This window comes from Blautia parvula, from assembly GCF_020215665.1.
GTDB lineage: Bacteria > Bacillota > Clostridia > Lachnospirales > Lachnospiraceae > Blautia > Blautia celeris.
In genome coordinates this window covers 6081920-6104217 of sequence record NZ_CP084061.1, presented here as the reverse complement: position 1 = coordinate 6104217, position 22298 = coordinate 6081920, and the positions used below count along the sequence as shown (strand labels likewise).

At 44.5% G+C, this 22298-nt stretch carries 18 protein-coding genes and 1 pseudogene; 2 read left to right on the top strand and 17 right to left on the bottom strand.

Annotation, left to right across the window (positions count from 1 at the left end; translation table 11 throughout):
* Position 1: 1 nt before the first annotated feature.
* The 4 genes from LC508_RS27595 to LC508_RS27580 all read right to left on the bottom strand — a co-directional run bounded on the left by LC508_RS27595 (position 2) and on the right by LC508_RS27580 (position 5530).
* Positions 2-2395 (bottom strand): glycoside hydrolase family 3 N-terminal domain-containing protein, encoded by a 2394-nt coding sequence (locus tag LC508_RS27595; RefSeq protein WP_103732385.1) that lies wholly within the window; start codon positions 2393-2395, stop codon positions 2-4.
* Positions 2396-2406: 11 nt separating this feature from the next.
* Entirely contained in the window at positions 2407-3243 is an 837-nt protein-coding gene (locus tag LC508_RS27590) for a carbohydrate ABC transporter permease (protein WP_103732384.1), read from the bottom strand.
* A gap of 12 nt (positions 3244-3255) precedes the next feature.
* Positions 3256-4158 (bottom strand): carbohydrate ABC transporter permease, encoded by a 903-nt coding sequence (locus tag LC508_RS27585; protein WP_054353325.1) that lies wholly within the window; start codon positions 4156-4158, stop codon positions 3256-3258.
* A 100-nt stretch (positions 4159-4258) separates the two neighbouring features.
* Positions 4259-5530 (bottom strand): ABC transporter substrate-binding protein, encoded by a 1272-nt coding sequence (locus LC508_RS27580; RefSeq protein WP_103732383.1) that lies wholly within the window; start codon positions 5528-5530, stop codon positions 4259-4261.
* Positions 5531-5780: 250 nt separating this feature from the next.
* Here LC508_RS27580 and LC508_RS27575 point away from each other — a divergent pair, with 250 nt between their 5' ends.
* Positions 5781-6572, top strand: coding sequence for a DeoR/GlpR family DNA-binding transcription regulator (locus LC508_RS27575; RefSeq protein ID WP_118593800.1), 792 nt, complete (start codon positions 5781-5783; stop codon positions 6570-6572).
* Between the two features lie 62 nt (positions 6573-6634).
* Here the strand turns inward: LC508_RS27575 and LC508_RS27570 are convergent, their stop codons facing one another.
* Genes LC508_RS27570 through LC508_RS27555 form a run of 4 tightly spaced genes read right to left on the bottom strand, consistent with a single transcriptional unit; the run spans position 6635 to position 10649 of the window.
* Positions 6635-7246, bottom strand: coding sequence for a YesL family protein (locus tag LC508_RS27570; RefSeq protein ID WP_103732934.1), 612 nt, complete (start codon positions 7244-7246; stop codon positions 6635-6637).
* A gap of 15 nt (positions 7247-7261) precedes the next feature.
* Entirely contained in the window at positions 7262-8722 is a 1461-nt protein-coding gene (locus LC508_RS27565) for a xylulokinase (protein WP_103732935.1), read from the bottom strand.
* Between the two features lie 26 nt (positions 8723-8748).
* Positions 8749-9801 carry a hypothetical protein gene (locus LC508_RS27560; protein WP_054353298.1) on the bottom strand — a complete coding sequence of 351 codons (1053 nt, stop codon included), beginning with the start codon at positions 9799-9801 and terminating at the stop codon, positions 8749-8751.
* Positions 9798-10649, bottom strand: a complete 852-nt coding sequence (locus LC508_RS27555) for an L-ribulose-5-phosphate 3-epimerase (RefSeq protein WP_103732936.1) — start codon at positions 10647-10649, stop codon at positions 9798-9800. Before LC508_RS27555 ends, LC508_RS27560 begins: the two co-directional genes overlap by 4 nt.
* 1069 nt (positions 10650-11718) lie before the next feature.
* On the opposite strand from LC508_RS27555, the pseudogene LC508_RS27550 reads away from it, so the two are divergent.
* Positions 11719-12890: pseudogene (locus tag LC508_RS27550) on the top strand (IS256 family transposase).
* 454 nt (positions 12891-13344) lie between these two features.
* Here the strand turns inward: LC508_RS27550 and LC508_RS27545 are convergent.
* The 9 genes from LC508_RS27545 to LC508_RS27505 form a co-directional block, all read right to left on the bottom strand.
* Positions 13345-14154 carry a hypothetical protein gene (locus tag LC508_RS27545; protein WP_118593801.1) on the bottom strand — a complete coding sequence of 270 codons (810 nt, stop codon included), beginning with the start codon at positions 14152-14154 and terminating at the stop codon, positions 13345-13347.
* 103 nt (positions 14155-14257) lie between these two features.
* Complete coding sequence (locus LC508_RS27540) at positions 14258-14449, bottom strand: hypothetical protein (protein WP_118593802.1); 192 nt, start codon at positions 14447-14449, stop codon at positions 14258-14260.
* Between the two features lie 169 nt (positions 14450-14618).
* A complete protein-coding gene (locus LC508_RS27535; RefSeq protein ID WP_225305277.1) occupies positions 14619-14831 on the bottom strand; it encodes a YjdF family protein in 213 nt (70 codons plus the stop codon).
* A gap of 305 nt (positions 14832-15136) precedes the next feature.
* Positions 15137-16855: a DUF4091 domain-containing protein gene (locus tag LC508_RS27530; RefSeq protein ID WP_103733194.1), complete on the bottom strand. Its 1719-nt coding sequence runs from the start codon at positions 16853-16855 to the stop codon at positions 15137-15139.
* Positions 16856-17040: 185 nt separating this feature from the next.
* Positions 17041-17514: a site-specific integrase gene (locus tag LC508_RS27525; protein WP_118593803.1), complete on the bottom strand. Its 474-nt coding sequence runs from the start codon at positions 17512-17514 to the stop codon at positions 17041-17043.
* A 47-nt stretch (positions 17515-17561) separates the two neighbouring features.
* Complete coding sequence (locus LC508_RS27520; protein WP_118593804.1) at positions 17562-19436, bottom strand: vWA domain-containing protein; 1875 nt, start codon at positions 19434-19436, stop codon at positions 17562-17564.
* A gap of 21 nt (positions 19437-19457) precedes the next feature.
* Positions 19458-20519 carry an AAA family ATPase gene (locus LC508_RS27515; RefSeq protein WP_103733110.1) on the bottom strand — a complete coding sequence of 354 codons (1062 nt, stop codon included), beginning with the start codon at positions 20517-20519 and terminating at the stop codon, positions 19458-19460.
* A 50-nt stretch (positions 20520-20569) separates the two neighbouring features.
* On the bottom strand, positions 20570-20755 hold the full coding sequence (locus tag LC508_RS27510) for a hypothetical protein (protein ID WP_103733109.1): 186 nt from the start codon (positions 20753-20755) through the stop codon (positions 20570-20572).
* A gap of 20 nt (positions 20756-20775) precedes the next feature.
* On the bottom strand, positions 20776-21891 hold the full coding sequence (locus LC508_RS27505) for an RtcB family protein (protein WP_103733108.1): 1116 nt from the start codon (positions 21889-21891) through the stop codon (positions 20776-20778).
* Positions 21892-22298: the final 407 nt, after the last annotated feature.

Below are 22298 nucleotides of genomic sequence, written 5' to 3'. Positions count from 1 at the left end.
ATCAGAAATCCAATTTTCCCAAATCAATTCTCGCTAACTCATCGAAAAACGCGGAGATGTTTTCATCCTTTTCCCTCGGTGACGCGTACGCTTCCGCAGGAATCCGCTCTCTGAGCGCTTTTCCTACCGGATAATCCGGCGTATAGCCCAGCAGATCATTGTACATATCTATACTGCATTTATCTTCAAAATACTTTCGGTAAATTTCCCGGCAACGTTCATCCGACCATATAGTGGCTATCCTTGTCTGCTCTCCATAACCGTAAGGATCCGCACATCGGAAGGCAATTTCTGCCTCCACTTGAATATTTCTGCTGGAATTCCCCACCTGAATCGTGTAAATCCCCGGCTCCGTCACAAACGCCTGCAACTTTTCATCATAACTTGCCAGCTGCCGCGGGCTCAACTCAAAAAAAGCTGTCCGCGTCTCATTCGCCGGTATCTCAATTTTTTTGAAAGCCTTCAATTCTTTCTGCGGTTTCTGTAAAAATGGTCTGTTCTGGTGTATATAGACCTGAATTACCTCTTTACCATCCCTATCGCCCTCGTTTGTCACATCTACAGAAAAACGGATGTTTTCCTCCTCAAATATGTTCTTTTCCAGCTTCAGGTCATGTATGGAAAACCGGGTATAGGATAGTCCGTAGCCAAACGGATACGCAGGCTCCAGCTGCTTAGTATCGTAATAACGATATCCCACATAAATCCCCTCCCCATACCATACCGAGGCATTATAGCCCGGAAAATTGCCAAAAGTCGGGCAGTCCTCATATTTTTTCGGGAATGTGATCGCCAGTTTCCCTGATGGGTTTACATCTCCGTAAATCACGTCCGCCAGCGCCCGGTTCCCCTGACATCCGGGAATAAACACACACAGAACCGCATCCGCGTACGCCTCATACTCCCTCATATCCACCGGCCCCGCAATATTCAAAATCAATATCGTCTTTTTCCCTTCCTCTTTTGCCTTCTTCAAGGTATGAACCACAAATTCCTGATCCTCTTGGTCCAAAAGCATCGCTGCCCGGTCAACACCTTCCTGTCCTCGTGATTTTCCCACCAGAACCACATAGTCTGCATCAGACGTCTCTATCTCCTCCCAGTTTTCTATCGCAGAGACACCCGCCTTCGCCCGCATACATTCATACAGGCTTTCCGAACGTTTCCGAAGTACCTCTGCACTACCTCCTCCGCATTCCAGAAGTGTATGGACGCCTTCTCCCACCATATTTACCGACGCATCTATTTTCAACGGCAGCACCTGTTCCTGATTCTTAAGAAGCACAATTCCCTCTGCTATCGCCCGGTACGCAGCTTCCTGAGAATGCTGGGTGTCAATCTCATAATACCTGTGCCCTTTCACACAAGGCATCTCCTTCAAACACTTTAAGATACGAAGAACCGTCAAATCCAGTTCCTCCATAGAAAGTCTGCAGTCCTTCAGAGCCTTCAGCACCTCGCTACGGTTGTCAATCTGCGGCATCTCCAGATCATTCCCTGCCTTGATTGCTTCCACCGAGTCATAGACACCGCCCCAGTCGCTGATTACAATCCCATCAAAACCCCACTCTTCCCGGAGCAGTTTCGTCAGAAGCTCCCCGTTTGCGGAGCAGGCGGTTCCGTTAATTTTATTATAAGCACTCATAAAGGTTTTCGCGCCGCCCTGCTTTACACAGGCTTCAAATCCTGGGAAATAGATTTCCCTCAGCGCCCGCTCCTGCACATGCACATTGATTCCCTTACGCTCCTTCTCATGGTTGTTCACCGCAAAGTGCTTGGGATCCGCCAGAATCCCGGTCTCCTGAATTCCCCTTACAAACGCTGCTCCCAGCTCCGCAGTCAGGTATGGATCCTCCGAATAACTCTCAAAAAGGCGTCCTCCCAATGGGTCCCTTTGAATATTCACATTGGGTGTAAGTATCACATCCACTCCAAACACGTCGAATTCCCTTGCCAGTGCCTCCGCACAGCGAAATACCATCTGCGGATTCCAGGTAGAGCCCAACAGATTACCGGCAGGAAAACTGGTCACCTGGTAGGTCTGTTCCACATTCCCGTTCAAATGCTTTTTGATGGCCTCGTACGCCACCATGGCGGTATCGTCCAGCTCCTCGGGGTGTATCTCATGGGTTTCCCTCAGCTGCTGAAGAATCTTCTCGCATCTACGCAGACTAACAAGAATATTCTCCCCCGTTTCCATCGCGCAGTAATCGGCAAACAGCTGCCGGAAATTGATTCCCGCCATGGAATCATTCAAAAGCGCATTGGGAATTCCCAGACGTTCGTTTGCCGCAGTGCCATAGGGCAGTCCGCCGGTTATCAGTGCCGCTTTCTCCTCCACGGTCATTTCCCGAAGAATATCCTCGGCACAATCCTTGCTTAAATTTACAGACATTCTCTATCCTCCTATCCTTTCACCGCTCCAGAAACCATGCCTTCCTCAAAAAACCTTTGACAGAAGCAGTACAGAATAAAGATTGGAATCACTGACATCACGGATGCGGCCATGATTTGTCCATACTCGGTCGTATACTCTGAACAAAGATTTCGAAGTCCCAGTTGAATCGTGTAAAGATTCTTATCACTGATGTAAATCAACGGAGCCAGAAAGTCGTTCCAGGTTGCGGTAATCGTCAGAATCGCCAGCGAAACGATGGCCGATTTTGACAGCGGCAGCATCATTTTGCTGTAAATACCAAACTCACTGAGTCCATCAATTCTGGCCGCCTCAATCAGTTCATCCGGTATTCCATCGAAAAACTGCTTGATCAGAAATACTCCCATCGGCGTAAACGCCTGAATCATGATCAGCGCCAGGTGCGTATTCGTCAGTCCCATCTGACGGATGATGGAAAACTGCGGAATCATCACCACCTGATAGGGAACCATCAGTGTCGCCAGATACGTCAGAAACAGCACGTTTCTCTCCGGAAAATAGATTTTACTGAACGCATAAGCCGCCAGCGTCGATGTGAGAATTTGAAGAACGGTGATGATGACTGTCAGCTTCACGGTGTTTAAAAACATCCGGGGATAGTTGGCCACGTCCCACACATTTGTGTAATTTTCGAAGTGGATCGTCTCCGGAATCCACCGAATCGGAAATTCAAACACTTCCAGATTCGTCTTGAAAGAGGCCGACAGCATCCAGATAAACGGTACCACCATTGAAATTGTAATCAGCAGTACCACAGCATACTTTATGACTACAAAGATTATTTTCTTTCCACTTGTCTTCTTCATAATGTCTCCTTACTATGCTTCCATCTTCTTGTTGTGATAGAACTGAATCAATGTCACAATCAAAATCAGAAGAAACAGAATCATCGCCTCTGCCGAAGCATAGCCAAACTTGTAGTTTACAAAAGCGTCCTCATAAATCTTCAGAACCAGAACACTGGTCGCTCTTCCCGGTCCTCCTTTTGTCATTACATAGATTGGGGTGAATACCTGGAAAGAATTGATGATGCACATAATCGTCGCGTAGAACGTAACCGGTCTCAGATTCGGTATGGTCACATAGCGCAGTTTTTCCCAGGCGTTTGCTCCGTCCACAGTAGCCGCCTCGTACTGATCCGCCGGAATTCCTCTCAGTCCAGCCAGATAAATGATCATATAATATCCAATTCCCTTCCAAACGATCATAATCATTACCGCGATCAGTGCGGTTTTCTGATTCGACAGCCACGCGGGGGGATTATCAACTCCAAACGTCTGCAAAATCTGATTGATCGGGCCGCTTTTGGCATTATACAAAAACTGCCATACTACAGTAACCGCCACGATCGAAGCAATATGCGGGAACAGCATAATCGCCCGATATATGGGCGCACCCTTAACCCCGTTGTTCATCAGTACGGATACCAGCAGAGACAAAAGAATAATCAGCGGCACAGTAACGATCGTATAAATCAAGGTGTTCTGCAGGGAAAATACAAAGCTGCTGTCCGAAAACAGCTGTAAAAAGTTTTTCAGCCCCACAAAATTCATCCTGTTATTTCCATCATAGTCCGTCAGACTGTAAACCAGCGCGGTAATTACCGGTATCAGCGTAAACACAAAAAAGCCTAGGAAGTTTGGAAGCAAAAATAAATAAGCCTTTTTCCTGTTTCTTCGGATAATCGCGGCGCTTCTTTTTTGCAATGTTGTTTTTTCCATAATCGTCTCCGTTTTCATGATTGACAGTACCTGCGCCATATACAGTAAATGTTCTAAGCACTCATTCGTGCAAAGAACATTTACTGTAAAAGGTCATCTTTTATTCTGCGTTGTCAATCAGTTCTTTTCTCTGTTCCGTGAAGTTCTTTACGAAATCCTCCGGCGTCTCGTTGCCCGTCAGCACCAGTTCCATCTCTTTCTGTCCCGCGCTGATAATCTCGCTGAACACATTGTTCGGCTCGCCAAAGCTATAAGTGGTATTATCCATCAGCGCATTCAGAGAACTCTCGTCCAGACCGACATTTTCTTTGTAGGAATCCAAAACGGTATCGTTCATATAACCCGGAACGAGGTTGCTTTTTGCCAGCAGGGAAGCTCCCTCCTCACCGCAGGAAAAAGTAAGGAATTTATAAGCCTCCTCCGCATGCTTTGTAGAAGCGTTAATGCAAAGCGGTGTAGAGGTAACGAAACCATTCTTCTCGGTTCCTTCCCAATACGGGGATTTCACAATTCCCCACTCGAAACCCAGATTTTCCTGCAGATTCAGGCTCTGTACAAACCAGGAACCGTTCCACATCATTGCCCACTCTCCGTTATAAAAATATGTCTGATCCTTGTTCATGGAAACCGACTCGGAATATTCCTCCATTGCTCCACTTTCCTGCATATCCAGAATCCAATCCAGCGCGGTTGTAGTACAGGAAAGATCTGACGTGGTGATATCAAATCCGTCCATCGTTCCTGCCAGCATCGGAAAAATAAATCCTACCTTCGGCTGGAAGCTGTAGCCATACACTCCATCTGCCGATTTTTCCGTCACTTCTTTCGCCAGTTTTCCTACATCCTGCCAAGTCATCTGGTCTGTAGGATAAGCGATTCCCGCCTTGTCAAACAAATTCTTGTTGTAGAACAGTACCCAGTCATTTGTTCTGAACGGAAGCGCATATACATTGTCGTCAAAGGTCATCTGCTGCTCCAAAACTGTTCCGTAGCTGGACGTATCAAACTTATTTTCTTCCAACAGGTTGGATAGATTCATGCAGTACCCTTTCGCCTGAAGCCCCGGAAGTGCGGTATTAGATTTCGCGAAAAATACATCGATATCATCTCCGCCGGACAGCATCGTCGTCAGTTTTGTCTCGTAATCCGCATTCGGACTGCTTACAATCTCAATCTCAATATCCTGGTTCTCTTTCTCAAACGCCTCGATAATCGGATCATACATATCCTTATCCACATCATAATCCCAAAGTGCCAGCCTCAGCGTCGTCTTACCGGAAGAATCCTTGTCTTTGTCGTCTCCTCCTCCGCATGCCGCAAGGGAAAATGCCATAAGCGATGCCATCAAAATAGATACCAGTTTCTTTTTCATAATAAAGCCCTCCTTTTGCCTCTTTTAGTTTCTTTTTTAATTTTCTAATAATCATTTGCAAATGCTTTATGTTTCTTTTATACCATATTTTTTTTCTTTTTTCAATTTTTATTTTCTTTTTCAGAGTTTTACACAAACAATGCGCAGTTTATTTGTGTATTTTTCTTGTTTTTCATTTTTTACTTGTTTTTTAATTGTTTTATGGTAAAATAAAATAAAGAAACAGTATTTTGGAAAGGATATCAGAACGATGAAAAATACAATTACTGCGATAAACGAACGACGCGATCAGATTATTTCTCTTATTGACACCAACCGAACAATCAGCGTCAATGAGCTGGCAAAAATATTAAACGTCACCAGCGTAACCATCCGCAAAGATCTGGATGCACTGGCTCTGGAGGGAAGAATCGAACGCACCTTCGGCGGCGCGAAAAAAATCTATGATCCCCCGGCTGTAGACGGAACAGCAGCTTCTAATCTCTCCATCACACGCCAAAGGGCTCTGGCCAGAGCGGCAGCCGACCTAATCAAAAAAGACGAGGTTGTTCTAATCAACAGCTCCACCACCGCTTCTTATGTGGTGGAGTACATAGATGACCTTCCCGTCACTATCATATCCAACAACGCCCGCCTGTTATCAAGAAATATCAATCCAAACACAATCCTGCTGATGACTGGAGGTCAAATCCTTCCGGGGCGCAGCAGCCTCTCCGGTCCTTACGCCGTAGATATACTCAGACGCAATTATGCCTCCAAGTGCATTATCGGCGTCAGAGGGATTAGCTTTTCCGGTGGAGTCACCAGTCCTCTTTTGGAGGAATCCATCATCAACCAGGCAATGATTGAACAGACCACAGGTTCCGTCATCATCATAGCCGCCAGTTATAAAATTGGAAGAGAAGACAGCTTCCACATCTGCGGTCTTGATAAGGTGGACATACTGGTGACTGACAGCCATATCAGAGATAAAGACCGCATTACAATTGAAAACATGGGGATCCGGGTTATCACCGTCCCCTATAAAGCAGAACTTTCCTAAACACTGGGGGACTGTATTCACTCCCTGCCTCAGACAGGCAAATACAGCCCCCGGAGTCTGGTCTACCCCTCTTTTTCAGACATTCGCTCAAACATCTTTCGATATAAGAAACAACTGATATACGCCGGAAGCGAAAAGCCACAGAACAGGACAGCCACCAGGGAGGAATACGATATGGCCACCGCTGCGGCCGGCGCAAAAAATACCAGCAGCATTAGGAGCGATCTCGGCAGATTCAGCAACATGACTGTCACTGCATTTTTAATCGTATTTCCTATGCTGTTCTCGAAATGGGCCTGCAGCGGAAAAATATATAGCATAACCATCAAAACAATCAAGCTTCCCATCCCGGTAAGCCCCACAATCCATCCTGGAAACAGCCGATAATTCACCATCAGCGCCCATATGTTCCACACCATCAAAACCAATACCGGCAGCATCAGAAGCCACAGCTGCGTTCCTTTTTTTAAATTCTGCCAAAACGCCTTGAAATAATCCTTTGCCGTATACCCCTCCTCATTTTTCGAAAGTCTCTGCATGACATAACACATCGCGGACGCAGAGGCTCCGATGGTCACCACCGGCAGACTTGTCAGAATAAACAGCAAATTGATGATCACGATATCCGCTGCCTTATCCACCGTTTTCATTGTTTTTCCTTCCAAATCCAGCATAGTTTTTCTCCATAATCAATATATCTTTTGATACCAGTCGTTCATTCTCAAAAGACCTTCCCGATAGATCTTTTCGTTCTTATCATCCGGCTCAAACCGCGCAATGACCGATTTTTTGTGTACTTCGTTAAAAATTTGTTCCGGCTCGCAGGAAGGATCTAACGCGTGCGCCGCTACAATCAGTGCCCCCAGAGCAGTAGCGTCCGCCCCGCCCCTTTTGACAACAGGAATACCCAGCACGTCGCACAGCATCTGGTCAAACACCCGGCTGTTGGACAGCCCTCCGTTTAAAGCAACATCAGCCACCTTTACATACCGCCGTATCACACCAAGTCCATTGGCGAATTCATAACAGACCCCTTCCAGAAGCGCCCTTAAAAAATGCCGCTTTTCGTGATTCAGCGAAACATTACCAAACACCCCTCTCGCCGCGTTGTTCCAGTCCGGATTGCCCCGCCCCGAAAAAAGCGGCAGGCAAATCAAGCCCTCCGCCCCCGGAGGTACTTCCTCCACTGCCGCACTTATTTTTTCAATATCCCAATCCTTACAGAAATTCCTGCGAAACCAGTCAAAGGCGGAGCAGCAGGTCAGCATTCCCGCTTCCAGAATATATTGATTCGGAAGTGAAGAACAATTACAGGTAATGTCAGCAGCCAAATTCGAAGGTACCCCGTCCGACGCGGTAATGATATAGCCCCCCGTTCCCGCTGTGATAGATGTCCGCCCCTGAGAAAACACTCCCTGTCCGATTGCTCCACATTGCTGATCTCCTCCAGCTGAAATGACAGGCGTTCCTGGAAACAGTCCTGTCCTCTCAGCGGCGTCCTTCGTCAGCACTCCGAAAATCGTCCCAGGCTCCGTAAGTTCACACAGTTTTTCTCGCTCAACCGCAAACAGCTCCAGCAGCTGATCGTCCCATCTCCTATTCCGAAGATCCATCAGCAGCGTCCTGCTCCCATAAGTATAATCCGTTTTGCACTCCCCCGTCAAAAGGTATAAAAGATAATCCGAGATCACCAGAAATTTGTGTGTCCGCTCATAAATCCCAGGCTGATTTTCCCGAATCCACGTCATTTTTGAAGCGGCAAACACCGGGTTGATTCTGGAACCGCAACGGGAAAAGACCCACTCATTTTCCTGTTCCAGTCGGCTGCAAATCTCCGTTGTCCGCTTGTCCTGCCACATAATCGCCGGTTGCAGCGGATGCATTTTTTCATCTGCCGCAATCACAGAGGATCTCTGCGCCGTCATGGAAACCGCATCAATTGTCCATCCATTGGCTTTTGCCCTCTCCGCAGCACTTCTCAAAATTTGCCACATGGCATTTTCCCACTCAGCGACATCCTGCTGCACCTGTCCCCCCGGCAGATACTTCGCACAATAGGGACTTGCCTCCTCCAAAAGCTTTGTCCCGCCGCAGTTATATAAAATTCCCCTCATACTCGATGTTCCAACGTCCAAAACAAGTATCTTCATTTCTTCTCCAACATCTCCTGCTTCCGTCAATCTTCATAAATCGTGTAGAGAGCCACTTCGTTAATCTCTCTATTTGTGGATATCAGCTTGTCATACCCGTCCTTTTGAAAATGGTACACATTAGCGGAGCCGCAGTCCCGGTCAATATAGTCCATTTTGTAGGTTTTCTCCTGCTGATCATAGGTAAATACCATCAAATCTCTTTCCCCTTTCCGATGGCCCGTAATCAGCGCCGGCCTGCCACACAGCATACCGCCGTAAATAGCGTGAAGAAATTTCCGGCTCTCCCCAAATTCGTATTCCAGCTGGAATTTTTCGTCTTTTTTCTTATAAAAGCGAACCTTATCTCCATGAAACGCTGCAATCACCGCCAATTCTTTTTCTCCGTCTCCGTCAAAATCCACCAGTACCGCGTCGCTGGCCGCATCGTCAATCAGTTTTTCGATATTCCAGGACTCTCCCGCTTCTTTTGGCGGATAAAACTGATATACACCTCCGTCGCAGGAAATTACGCTTGTCATAACATCCTTCTCTTCCACCCGATAATAACCATGGTTTTTCAACATTCCATCCATTAATACCTCCAACTGCAGCTGATGTTTGTCATCAAACCCACTTAGATTTTCTGGCAGCACTGCTGAGTACACTTTACCTGGGAACCTCCAGTCATCCTTGTATTCATGATCCGATTTCAGCACGCAGGCAATCAAATAACGCACACCGTTTCTAGTCAAAATATCAAACCGGTGTACAAACGGAAGCTCAACCAGGGTCTGTACTTCCCAATCCCCTTTCTCCTTCGGCGTTACAATTACAATTTTCGCCTCTCTAGAATCATTAGGGGAATAAAATTTCTGCGTTGCCAGAAACTGTCCGTCCGTTCCCGGAACCTGAACCATGGTCATGACTCCGCCCGGCTCCTCCCACACCACATCCTCCTGATTTCCATCCTCATCAAACAGCAGACACCGGTCCACTTTCTCCGCCGCCACCAGCAGATGACGATTCCCATGATATTCCAGCGGTGCAATCGAATAGCACTTTGTCAGATTGGAAATCACCTTTTTTTCGACTCTCATAAGATACCCTCCTGTTGATTTAAAATTGTAGACATTTTATCGTAAGCTTTTTTCAGCTCCTCTCTCCAGTTTTGCTGCCCCATATACCAGAATTCCGCCACATATCTGCGCACACCCATCTCCCAGGCCTTGCGGATTGCCGCCTCAAAATCCACCTGTCCCTCTCCGTAGGGCACTTCCCTGAACTTACCCGGAAACGTCTCCTTCAAATGCATCGAGATGATATTTCCCTCCCCCAGCTGCAGATCCTCCAGTACATCCATTTTATACAGCTTGGCCGCATTAGTGATATTTCCGATATCCGGATAAATTTTCAGATAATTCGACCGACAGAGCACCACATATTTCATCGCCTTCTCCACCGTGTTCATAAAATCATTTTCCATGGTTTCCAGCCCCAGCTGCACTCCTACCTTTTCCGCAAAAGCTACAACTTTTTTCAGGTTAGCTAAATATCTTTTTTTAGTGCTCTCATCCGATGGCTCATAATAGACGTCGTATCCCGGAATCATCACCACCCGCACGCCGATATCCGAAGCCATCTGTATTGATTTTTCCGCAATCTCAACACCCCGACACGCCACCTTATCATCCGGATTTCCTAGAGAATACTTTGTTAGCGCACTCACGCACATCGTCCTTACTGGAATGTTGCAGTCGTACATATCCCGAATTAGTGAAAATTTTTCCTCCCGTCCCATATCGACGCGCGAAATCTTTTCCTCCGTCGCGTCAATACTCATTTCCACATAGTCAAACCCCGCTTCTTTCGCCGCAGTCAGTTTTTCTTTCCAGGTCAAAGCGGAAGGCATCGCCTTTTCATACAGGCCTAGTTCATATGCTTTCATCTCTGCTTTTCTCCCTCCATCACACAAAACAATTTTTATTTTATTCTTATCTTACATTAACTTTTTATCTTTTTCAATCTATTTTTCTTTCTTTTCATATTTTTTCTTTCTTTATTTAACATTATACTTTCTTTTTAATTGTTTTTTAATATAATAAAAGAAATACAAAAAGAGCGGCAGTATCTATCCTCCGCTGTTTCGCAAAAACCGGGGAATCCTGCCGCTTTTTTCATCGCTATAGAGCGCTTTCTATCATGTTATGGAGTAAAAAGTATGGAAAAGACAATTAAAGTTATTTATTGTGAAGATAAGTTATCGAAAACAAGAATAGAACTCTAATTCAAATTGACTGACTAACACGGGGCCGTCGCACTAATCAATTAGTACGCAACTCCTTTTCCGTAAAAAAATAACTGCCAGACCTCGAAAGATTCCGGCAGTTGGTGTAAGACTAATGTATGACCAAACACATTAGCTTACAGAAAGATTATAGTCTAGACCAGAGCGGATATCCATTAAAATACCGCTAAATATCGAAACAATCATCCCCGTAGAAATTCTATGCGGTTACTAAGTCAGTCTATGGAGGCAATAGATATGAAGATTGTGTATAGGGATATGGTAAAGATGAAATATGTAAAAGCTGCATAGAAAACTTTATGTCTTGAAGAAAAGAGAAAATGTAGTCTTTGTCCATGGAACAGAAAAAGCACTTCAAAAAGCATCGAAACATTGGAAGATTACCTATCTAGAATGAAAATATACACCTCTGCGTGGAACGAAACAGCTATTCCAAAATGGACCATGATGTGACCTTTATGCGTATGAAAGAAGATGCCATGGGAAACGGACAGTTAAAACCGGCTTATAATCTTCAGCACAGAGTAGATTCAGAATATATTACATAGCTTACTATGGAACCTCAGCCTACAGATACAACGGACCTGATTCCATTTTGATGACGTATAATTAATTTCGCAAATTCAATTTTATAAAAATAGACATGTTCTATAGCCGTTTGGTAGAATTAAGTTACCGCACAAAAATCTCACAAAGGAGGCTATAAAACATGTCTGATAACATTATACAACTCAACAAGGATTTAATAAAGCACGATTTACGAGATTTAGTCCGCTCCAGTGTTGAGGAAGCTCTCAATGCCCTGCTTGATCATGAAGCAGAAGAATTAGTAAATACTGAGAAGAATGAGCGTTCTGGTAATCGTAAGGGGTATCATTCCGGCCATTACAACCGTAACTTCCAGACCACTGCTGGGGATGTCACCCTAAAAATTCCTAAACTAAAAGGTGTTCAGTTTGAAACTGCTATTATCGAATGGTATCGCCGCAGAGAATGCTCTGTTGAAGAAGCCCTTATCGAGATGTACCTTGCCGGTGTTTCTGTTCGCTGTGGGGAACCAAAGTGTCTCCCGGAACCATCAGTAACCTTGACAAAAAGGCCTATAAACACATTGAAACTTGGCGTACAAGACCTCTGACAGGGGAATATCCCTATGTTTATGTGGATGGTGTATACCTGAAACGCAGCTGGGGCGGTGAGGTTCAAAACGTCTCCATCCTTGTTGCAATGGGCGTTAATCAGGACGGTTGACGTGAAATTATTGGCGCAGTCGAGGGAATGAAGGAAGATAAAGAGAGTTGGCATTCCTTCTTTATCTGGCTCAAATAGCGTGGTTTATATGGTGTACGCCTCATCATAGGTGATAAATGCTTTGGTATGCTTGAAACAATACCCGAAGTGTTTCCTGATGCAAAATATCAGCGTTGTACTGTACATTTCTACCGCAACATCTTCTCTGCAACACCACGCAAATGTATGAAGGAAGTAGCCATGATGTTAAAGGCAATTCATTCACAGGAATGTAAATCAGCTGCCCGTGAAAAAGCAGCTCAGGCAGCCCAAAAACTCCGTGAAAGGAAGATTTCCTCCGCTGCCAAGAGACTGGAAGACGGTATTGATGAAACACTTACATATATGGATTTCCCCAGCCAGCACTGGAGTCGAATCCGTACCAATAATACAATTGAGCGTCTCAACCGTGAAATCAAGAGACGAACAAAAGCAATCTGTGCCTTCCCGAATGGGCAGAGTGCTTTAATGCTCGTATGTGCCAGACTCCGTCATGCAGCAGGTACCCAGTGGGGTGTAAAACGCTATATGAATATGGATCATCTGTATGAAATGGATATCCAGGAAGGGTCTGATATCGTAGCCGGATAAATCCCGGCAACCAGACGGTAAAAATTAATTTGCGAAAAAATAATTGACACTATCAACTCATTCAATGGCCAGGCAAGCTTCAATTCCTGTGCTCTATGTTAAACCTTAACAATTGCTTTCTTAGAAACACCAATACTTTGGATGATGTTTCGCTGGGATAATCCTAGTGCTGTGAGCCTTAGGATTTCACGATATTTTGTCATAGTCGTGGCCTCCTTACAATGAATTTACATTTTTAATGCATACCATCATTATAAGGAATTTAAGCGATGATTTCTGTCTCCGGAAATATGATTTCCTTTTGACCAAAAAGGTGATGTCCAAACACCTGACAGATGTACCCCGGGGTGTTTACATTATCTTTGAAGGCGATGCTGTCCCAAAAACTCCTAGGTGATATATCCACAGGTCAGTTCAATCCTTCAAATCATCAAACCAGAAACTCTATGGGATTTCACCCCCTTATATTATTGCAATTTTCATTCCACAATTCTGTAAATTCATGCTCATACATTTTAAATAATGGTGTGTCTTTTCCATTAATTTTGAGTAATGGATCATCTTGTGAATTATATGTATACATATATGGTGTTACCATCATTTTATTATCGACTCTATCAATATGGCTCAATATCATCCCTTTAGTAACCTTTACATATTGTAATTTTCCTTTATAGTTATTCTTCTCCGCCTTTTTTTGCAATGAAATATATAATTGTTCATTGGTCCTTATGTCACTTCTTATACTTTCATAACTATGATTTTTTATATTTGTATCAACAATAGCTTCTAAATTTTTATGATTTTCATCCATAAATAGAATACGTATATTTATTCCCTTTTTCAGTAAATATTCCAAAGTATTTTCATAGCTATGAGCCAATATAATCAAACCTAAACAATAGCCCATTATATCTACATTTCGTTTGGCACTTTTAAGAAAATTAATTTGTTCTTCCTGGGGCACTTTTCCAGTCGTAGAATAAAAATCAGTCAACCCAGCTTCTTTACTATGCTTAATCAGTGGATTAAAATTCACCAATGTATTAATCATTTTTTCAGTTGGCTCTCCGCCAAGCACTCCCCATATAACATTTACAACAACTAATGTTAAGAGAATAAATGAAATGTTTAACAATACTTCGTAAAAAAACTCCCTATTGGTTACTTTACCTTTATTAAAATATGCTATTGCTAATAACAATCCTCCTATAATTGCTATTATAATATTTTGGTGCAATTTATTTTTGTTATATTCATCCATTTCCAATCCCCCTATTCTTTTTTAATGACAAACAATAAGGTAATTCCATATCAGAATCACCCTCCCTTCAAATCAAACCAGTTCCCGCCCGTCCACTATTACTTCAATGGTCATCCTCTAACATGCAGAAAACATCAAACTCCAGACCATCCCGATTACGGTTTAAGAAATTACCGACAGCTAATTCGGTCTGCTCCTCCAGTACAGCCCCATCCTCTATCAAATTATTTTCGTTATGATATGGCGAACAGCCCGCAAGCATAAATACAAATAAAAATATAACGCCCTTCTTCATTTCCTTGCCTTTCCAACAATACACAAAAAGTAGGTGTACTACTCCTGTCTATCAGGTTAGATAAAGATGACTGGCTTATATCCGTTTTTTCGATAAAGCATACATAGACATCTCCTTCTTCTCACAGAGAACTTTTATACGATTTACAATATACTCCTCTTCTAACAAGCTACTTACACCTCATTTCAGTTTCAGCAACAGCCGGACTGAAACTCAGACGATACCAGTACTGACTGATAAATTCCTGTACCTCATACTCTTTTGGCTCCGGTCCGAATGTGATCTTGCACACGGAACATCCTCTTCTGTCCGTTCTCTCACACAGGCCAATCCAAAAAGGGTCCTGAAAAAACACCTTCACCGTTATCGAGATCCTGTCCATAATCGTTCCTCCTTGAAATGTTTTTATGGACTGTGAGGGTTATCCATCCGAATACCACTGCACATGTCCTGCAAAGAAGGGACGACCTAAGGAGGAAGGTTACTTACAGACCGGAATATCTGCACATCCGGTCTGCGCCCGGACTACCTACCGGGTCTGTATGGCCCTGCCGCACGTTGTGTTTTTATCTTTGTATATATATTATAGCGCATTTGAGGAGAATGTTCTACCCTGCCAGCTGCCATCTTTCTGTTTTGTGATATGTAAAAAGGCTCCCGGGTCGATTTCCCCGGAAGCCCATCTCTTTATTTTCCCACAGCCCTTTTCATCTCTGCTGCCACTTTATTCCTCAGTCTGTAAAGATACTCCGCATCCTGCGGATAGTTCTCAAACGTGATCTTTCCTTCTACACCCTCATATATAATTTCCACTACCCTCTCCCTGCCAACTCTTTTTTCCAGTTCCTCCAAAGCACGCATATCGTCAAGTCCCTCCCGCTGTACCTCTGCCCGGATGGAAGACCATGGTTCCCCGTCCGCGCCGGGATACACCAGAAATGGGTCTCCGGATGGAAACGCAAAACCTGCATGCGTGTCAAAAAAGGGATCGATATGCTCTATGGAAAACATAGAATTATAAAAGTTATATCCCCAGTGCAAAAAACCCTCTATCCTATACAGATACATCAGCACACCCATAATCCGGTTTCTGGCACTTGGCATGGCAAAAAAGCGGTTTGGCACTTTATTATTCTGCGCACAGCAGTAATATACCCAGAGGTGCTCCACCCCGTGATCTATAAAAGCCTGGATATGGTCATTGGAGGGAATTGGATTTTCCACGATCCCTTTTTCATAGAACACGTAATCACTCAGGGCATCCATCACCTTCCACCCTTTCAACAGGTCCTCCACTGCTGCCTTAGCCTGTATATAACTGTCCAGATTCTCCCTTGACGGTTCGTCAGAGATATGAAAATAAACATGCTCTCTGTCAAACCCAAACGCTTCCAGATTCTCCTGAAGCGCCGGAAGAAAGGCTTCCAGAAATCTTCTGTATTCTCTGCTCACAGCCGGTACATGCCACCCGAATTTCTGTGTCTTAAGGCCATTCTCTGTGACATATATCTTCGGCGTCGCCTTTGCCCCCCACTGGGTGAAGAGATGGGCAATCTCAAGATTCTCAATCCCTGACCGTCTGCAGATATCACACCACCTTTTCAGCTTTGTAAAATCAAAAAGATAACCGTCCTCTTTCAATTCTGCCTCAACCAATTGAACCGTTGTGCGCTCTCCTCCAATCGCAGTGTCCAGGGGCGGTGTAAACACAGGCGTCAAGATCATATTGACCCCCAGCTCTCTCCCTGCAAGGGCAATCTGCTTTTCTATGACTTTCCAGTGCATTTCGCTGAATACTTCCGTCCGATAGAAATCTGCCAGGCAGTCAGCATGAAACCACTCTGTATGTATGAGAGACTGCGGTCTCCACTGCGCCTCCGCCACTTCCAGCTCAAAAGGAAACACCGCTCTTTCACATTCCATGTGTTCCGGCTTTTTAAGTGTACCATCTCCCATGTATACTTCCGGCAGCATGGTCAGCTCAACCGCCGCCTGATATACCCCGGCATCCAGCGTTTTTGTATCCGGAAAATCAATCCACAATGCCCGAAACTGCCCGGGCATTGGCGTGATAATATTCTCTTTTTTGGGTTTCAGCAGGTCCGGAAACAGCCCCGGCCGGGTTGTCAGATAATTCTCATCCGTAACCTCATAACAGGGAAAGGCGGATGGTACCAACTCCACATCACGGAAACGCGCGCTAGCCGGTATTCCTGTCACTTTACATTGAAAACGGTATTTATATGGAAGGTTCTCCCCACCGCATTTTCTCCTGTAGGCAATCTGTACCGCAGGCACTTCTCCTCTCAGAATTGAGATTCTGTGTGCCTCGCCCATTGCCTTTGGCTCAGTATCCGGAAATATTTTTTCCAGACTGCCGGTCAAATAAAATTCAAACTCTGGCATACTTCTCCTTTCAAAATGGCATTCGCATAATCAGAATGGTGTCCCGTCCAAATCGTACGGTGTGATCTGGTACACGTAATAATAATATCATTTCCCACAATTGATTGTCTACACCCCCTTGATTCTATTGGGTTTTATGCCTTTGTGACACCAATAAAACAGAATTTGACACCAATCTGACACCATTATCCCGTTATCGTTGAAAGTTCTATGACTTTGCCTTTTTGTTTTCTTCTGGCTTCGTAACGCTCATTAGCGATTTGCATGTCCATGTCATCCATTTTTTTCATTTCATTTTCTAGTAGTTCAATTTTGTCAATTTCCATTTGTGGTAAAACATGAGCGTATAAATCCATTGTCATCTGTAAAGTAGCGTGTCCCCAAATTTTTTGCAACACTTTAGGTTTCATGCCACTTTCTATACATCTTGTGACGAATGTATGCCTAAAGCAATGTGGTGTGATACGTTCAAATTCATCAAAAATATCACGAACGGAATTAATCTCATCAATGATCCGGTCTATGGCATCAATAAAAGTTTGTTCAATAACAGGTGTATTAAACTTTGTTGTAAACAAAAAATCTTTAAACGAGACTATGAAGAAAAGTCTCAAAATAGGAGCAACGGATCCTGACCGTTGCTCCACTATCCTTAACATATTCAAAACCTTTACAATACCCTAACTGTCCAACTATTCTTCCCTCTTTATTCCGTAAAACGAAATACAGGCGCTTTACTGCGAAACGGCAGCCCATACCCGCCTTTCGGCAGGAGCCATGCGTGTTCGTGTGTGATTGTGACTTTGTTTTCAATCTGTCCATCTGTAATGATGAGTATCGGCCCATCTTTTGGAAAATCAGGAGCATTTTCCAATAAGCTGATACCCGGCTGCAATATAGTCCCGCCTCTGCCTTTCACCTGGATCCGCCCGGCAATATCTTCTGGTGACAGATAACCGGCATCATAGGCAGCGGCATCGCAGAAGACTACTCTTGCGAAGGGAACATCATGAGCAGCCGAATAACTCGCGATCGATCCCAATGCCATCCCGATCTGTTTTGCGGACATAGAACCGGAAGTATCAACTACCACTCCGAAGGTACGGCTGTCAGTGGGAATATCATGCGTCTGATAACGCGGCCTCGGGATAGCAGGAGTGGATGCCTGGCGTCTGCTTGGTCTTGCATACGTGCGGTACTTTTCCAGAGGCGCAAAATATACCTGAAACCAGTTAGCCAGTTCCACATCCCACGGGATTGACGGCATGGATAATGCACGTATTTCTTCGATCAGACCTGCCGGGATAAATCCGCGGTTATGTTCTTCCTGATAAGTAAGACCTTGTTGGAGGGCACTCCTGCAGAATTCATCCAGATCCATAGAGGATGTATCACTGGGTTTAGCGCGGCTGCTTCCGATCATATCGCCTTTGCCGTATCCTCTGAAGGTGTTCAGCTTTGTATATTTTTTCATATCCCTTACGATCATGTCATAGACAGTCTCTGCAGATAGTCCATTTAAGGATTCATCATATAACAATCCATCCGCGGGCATGGAACCGATCTGCATATCATGCAGCCATCCATTGATGACAAAATCACAGGCAACATTCCAAAGGTAGGGATTCCGTCCCTGGCAGCGGCTATGATGCTGCAGTCCGGCATGGAGATACTCATGGGCCAGAATAAATTTCCATTCGTCTGTTGAAAAGTGCATGGTAGGATTCACGTACAGTTCCCCCAGGGATACGTCAATGGCGGCTATCTGTATTTCATTTTTCTGGCAGTAACGGTAATCTTCTATGATCTTAAAGTGTGCCGCAATCCCGCCCAGAAGGGGATAATGATCCACAAACCATTTTGCCGCAGTCATGGCATGGGAAGATGCTCCCGGGTCCAGGATCGTATGACCGCCGGCACTGCTGACTGCTTTTGATACAGACCGTGCTAACTCATAGGCAAAGGCCGCCGCAAATCCATTATATTCATTTTTACTTTTGTCATATGTAACAGGACGTTCCAGACCGACCATATCCATCTTTCCCAAGGAAGCCGTACTATAAATGTTCTTCCTTGAAACAGGATCATTTTCTAATAAATACTGATATATTTTAATCTCTTCGTTCAACCCGCTGGGAAAATGTGCAAGAGGGTCGGCATGGATGGGCGAACTGAATTTGATATCATATAAAAATTTTGTCACATAGATATCACAGGCCATATTCCATAGCTCAGGGATGCATTCCACTTTCCTGATCTTAGTCCCGTCAGGCTGGATCATATCAAATCCAGGCATGTGCTCCGCATCAAAATGACCGAACGCCGGGTGGAGGATACAGTGAGCGATGGCGTATGCCCATCCTCTTGGCGGCAGATACTCCTTTTCATTTACATAAATCCTTTCTTGTGAATCAACGCAGCAATAAGAGCCTTTACCTAAAAAGGGGCTTTTTATATATTGGATCCTGTAACTCAATGTGCCAAAGAGGGTATGATCTCTGATGATCCTGATACCGGCTTCTAAATTTTCAAGATTTATTTCTTTTTGTGATCTTTTCTTTTTCTTCTTTGGATCAGACATTTATTATCACCCCCGCTCCCGCTATTTATCCACGATAAGTCTTGGCAGGTCTCTTATGACCTCGATCATGAACCATTCTGGAAGAACTTTTCCTTCGTCAGCGGATACGACCATCTGAGCGATCTCATGGTTGAGCAACGAGAGTTCTTTTATGAGCGCCTTTGCCCTGTGGGCAAAATACTGTTTTTCTTTTCCCAGATTCTGCTTATTGGCGGGAAGCTCATGAAGCAGTTTTGCACGAAAAGACTGTGCAAGGAAATATAATACATCCCGTTCCTCCGGTTTGGAAGGCCATTTGGCTTCCCCTTTGATGATATCCATAAGAAGATGCTGATTTCCCAACTGTTTCGTAAATGCGAGAAACATTCCTGCGTGACTTGCTGAAATACATCCATATGTGATCATGCGGAGCATATTTTCCGGTATTGCTTTTTTTCCTGCATCATATTCTTTTAACGCATCACTCAGCATGTGCCAGGAACGGGGTGTAGAATACGGTTCTTCCGTTTTAGGAGGTTCGGAAAACAAATGATCCGGTCTTTGAGCAAGGTAATCCGTTACCCAGGGATGGATCCCGTTTGTATACGCCCAGGTCAGCCATTGTGCGGGGTCCGCTTTTAACTGTACATGGAACATTCTGTTGATGAGTGCAGAAGACACCGTCTTCACAATGGCAGAGTCCTGTGTGCGGTTTCCGGCTCCGATCACAATGCTGCCTTCAGGAAGATGATATTCTCCGATCCTCTTTTCATGGATCAGGCTGTAAAATGCTTTCTGCACTTCCTGAGAGCAGGCGTTTAGTTCATCCAGAAAAAGTACATAAGGTTCTTTTCTGGCGATCATTTTAGGAGGAAGAAAAGTGCTCACGTCTTCCTGGATCTGTGGGATACCAATGATATCTTCCGGCGCAAGCTGGCTTCCCAGTAATGAAACACATGTAAGGCCTACTTCTTCAGCAAATTGTTGTACCAAAGCTGACTTGCCGATGCCGGGTGCGCCCCAGATAAAGACAGGCCTTACAGGTGCTATATTTAATAATATCTCTGATAAGTCACTCTGCGTGACTGTGATCGGTAAATTCATAAATATGTCCTTTCCAAAGGAGTCATTCACATATGGAAGAGGACTCCCTGTTACGCAGAAATTTTACTGCGCTGTGTTTCGTTGTATTGTTTCTTTTTGTTGACAGACCTGGCTCTTGCCCTCGGTTCATATTTCCCGCAGTGCTGACAGTAGGTCTTATGGCAGGCCTCCCTGCCCTTTTTACACTGTCCTAAAGCAATATAATATTTGCATGGCATTTCTCTGTATTTTGCCATTCTTATCACCTCTTCTCTTGTCATTCACTGCCTGCTTTATAGCAGTACAATGGCCGGATCAGTTTCTCTATCCGTACCGTGTCTGTGACTCGTTCCGTGATCTCATCCATTCCCCTGTAAGCAAATGGCGCTTCGTCAAGCGTCCCTTTATCTATGCAGGTACAGTAAATACCTTTCATTTCGGATTTAAACTGTGAGACTGTGAAACGCTGCTTTACATCTTCCCTCTTCATAATGCGCCCTGCACCATGCGGTGCGGAGTCATTCCAGTCTGCATTCCCCAGTCCTGTTCCCAAAAGGATCCCATCCCGCATATTGACAGGGATCACGACTTTCTCTCCACTCTTTGCGGATACTGCACCTTTTCTCAAGATCCTTTCCCCGCCGGATATGTCAATATAGTTATGAACGGATGACCATGTTTCCAGCACTTTCCATTTCATTCCTTTGACCAGTTCATCCAGGATCGCCGCCCGGTTAAGCTCTGCAAACTGTACTGCAACTGACAAATCACCGATATATTCCTCCATAAGGGTGTCTTCCAGCCATGTCAGCTCATACGGAACCTGCAGCCCTCTTTCTTTCAATTGTTCCTGTCCCGTCCTCAGATAGTGCTCTGTGATCTCCTGCCCCAGGTGCCGGCTGCCGGAATGGATGATAACGTAGAGACCGTCCTCTTCGTCTTTGTCAAGCTCTATGAAATGGTTTCCGCCGCCCAGGGTTCCCAGACTATGGACCGCTTTCTTTTCATTTACATGATGCCTGCATCTCAATTCCCCGAGTGTGAGCATCTCGTGGAATCTATGAAGCTTTTTCCTGATATGGAATCCTGCAGGGACATTCTCCCGGATGACCTTATCCAGTCTTTGGAATTCCACCTTTTTTTGTTTCAGCCTGGCAATGGTGATACCGCATCCCATATCGATCCCAACAACACTGGGGAGCACCCTTTTTGCTATGGTAGATGTAAAACCAATGGTCCCTGCTTTTCCCGGATGTACATCCGGCATAACCCTGACCCGGCATTCTTTGAACGCTTCATTGTCACAAAGCATCTGTATCTGCGCCAGAGCATAGTCTTCTATTGTATCTGTGAATATTTTTGCAGAAGTATAGACTCCGCTTACTGTTTTCATAAAAATCCTTTCTCTTATGCTCCTTGTATTTAGGCATACAAAAAGCACCTCAAAACAGAGATGCCGGATGATCTTCTTTATGAAACACTGAAACAGAACCAGAAATATCAAATGATAGATGATATTTTAGATTTTTTGAATTATGCTTCAGAATCCGTCACAAGGACAATCCGCTCTCTGTAGTTTACTGTTGATATTGTTGTAGTTAAGTTTTTCTGTGTCATGGTTGTCCTCCTTTCTTATTTTCAAGTCAACTGGTTTCTAAGTGGCTGTACTTTGCCATAAACATAATATATCTGTCAGAATTGTTTCTGTCAATAGTATCTATAAAAAATTTTACAATTTTAGGCAAATATATAATAATTCAAATAAGGCTTTGAATAAAGTAGAAGCCCCAGCATGTGCCA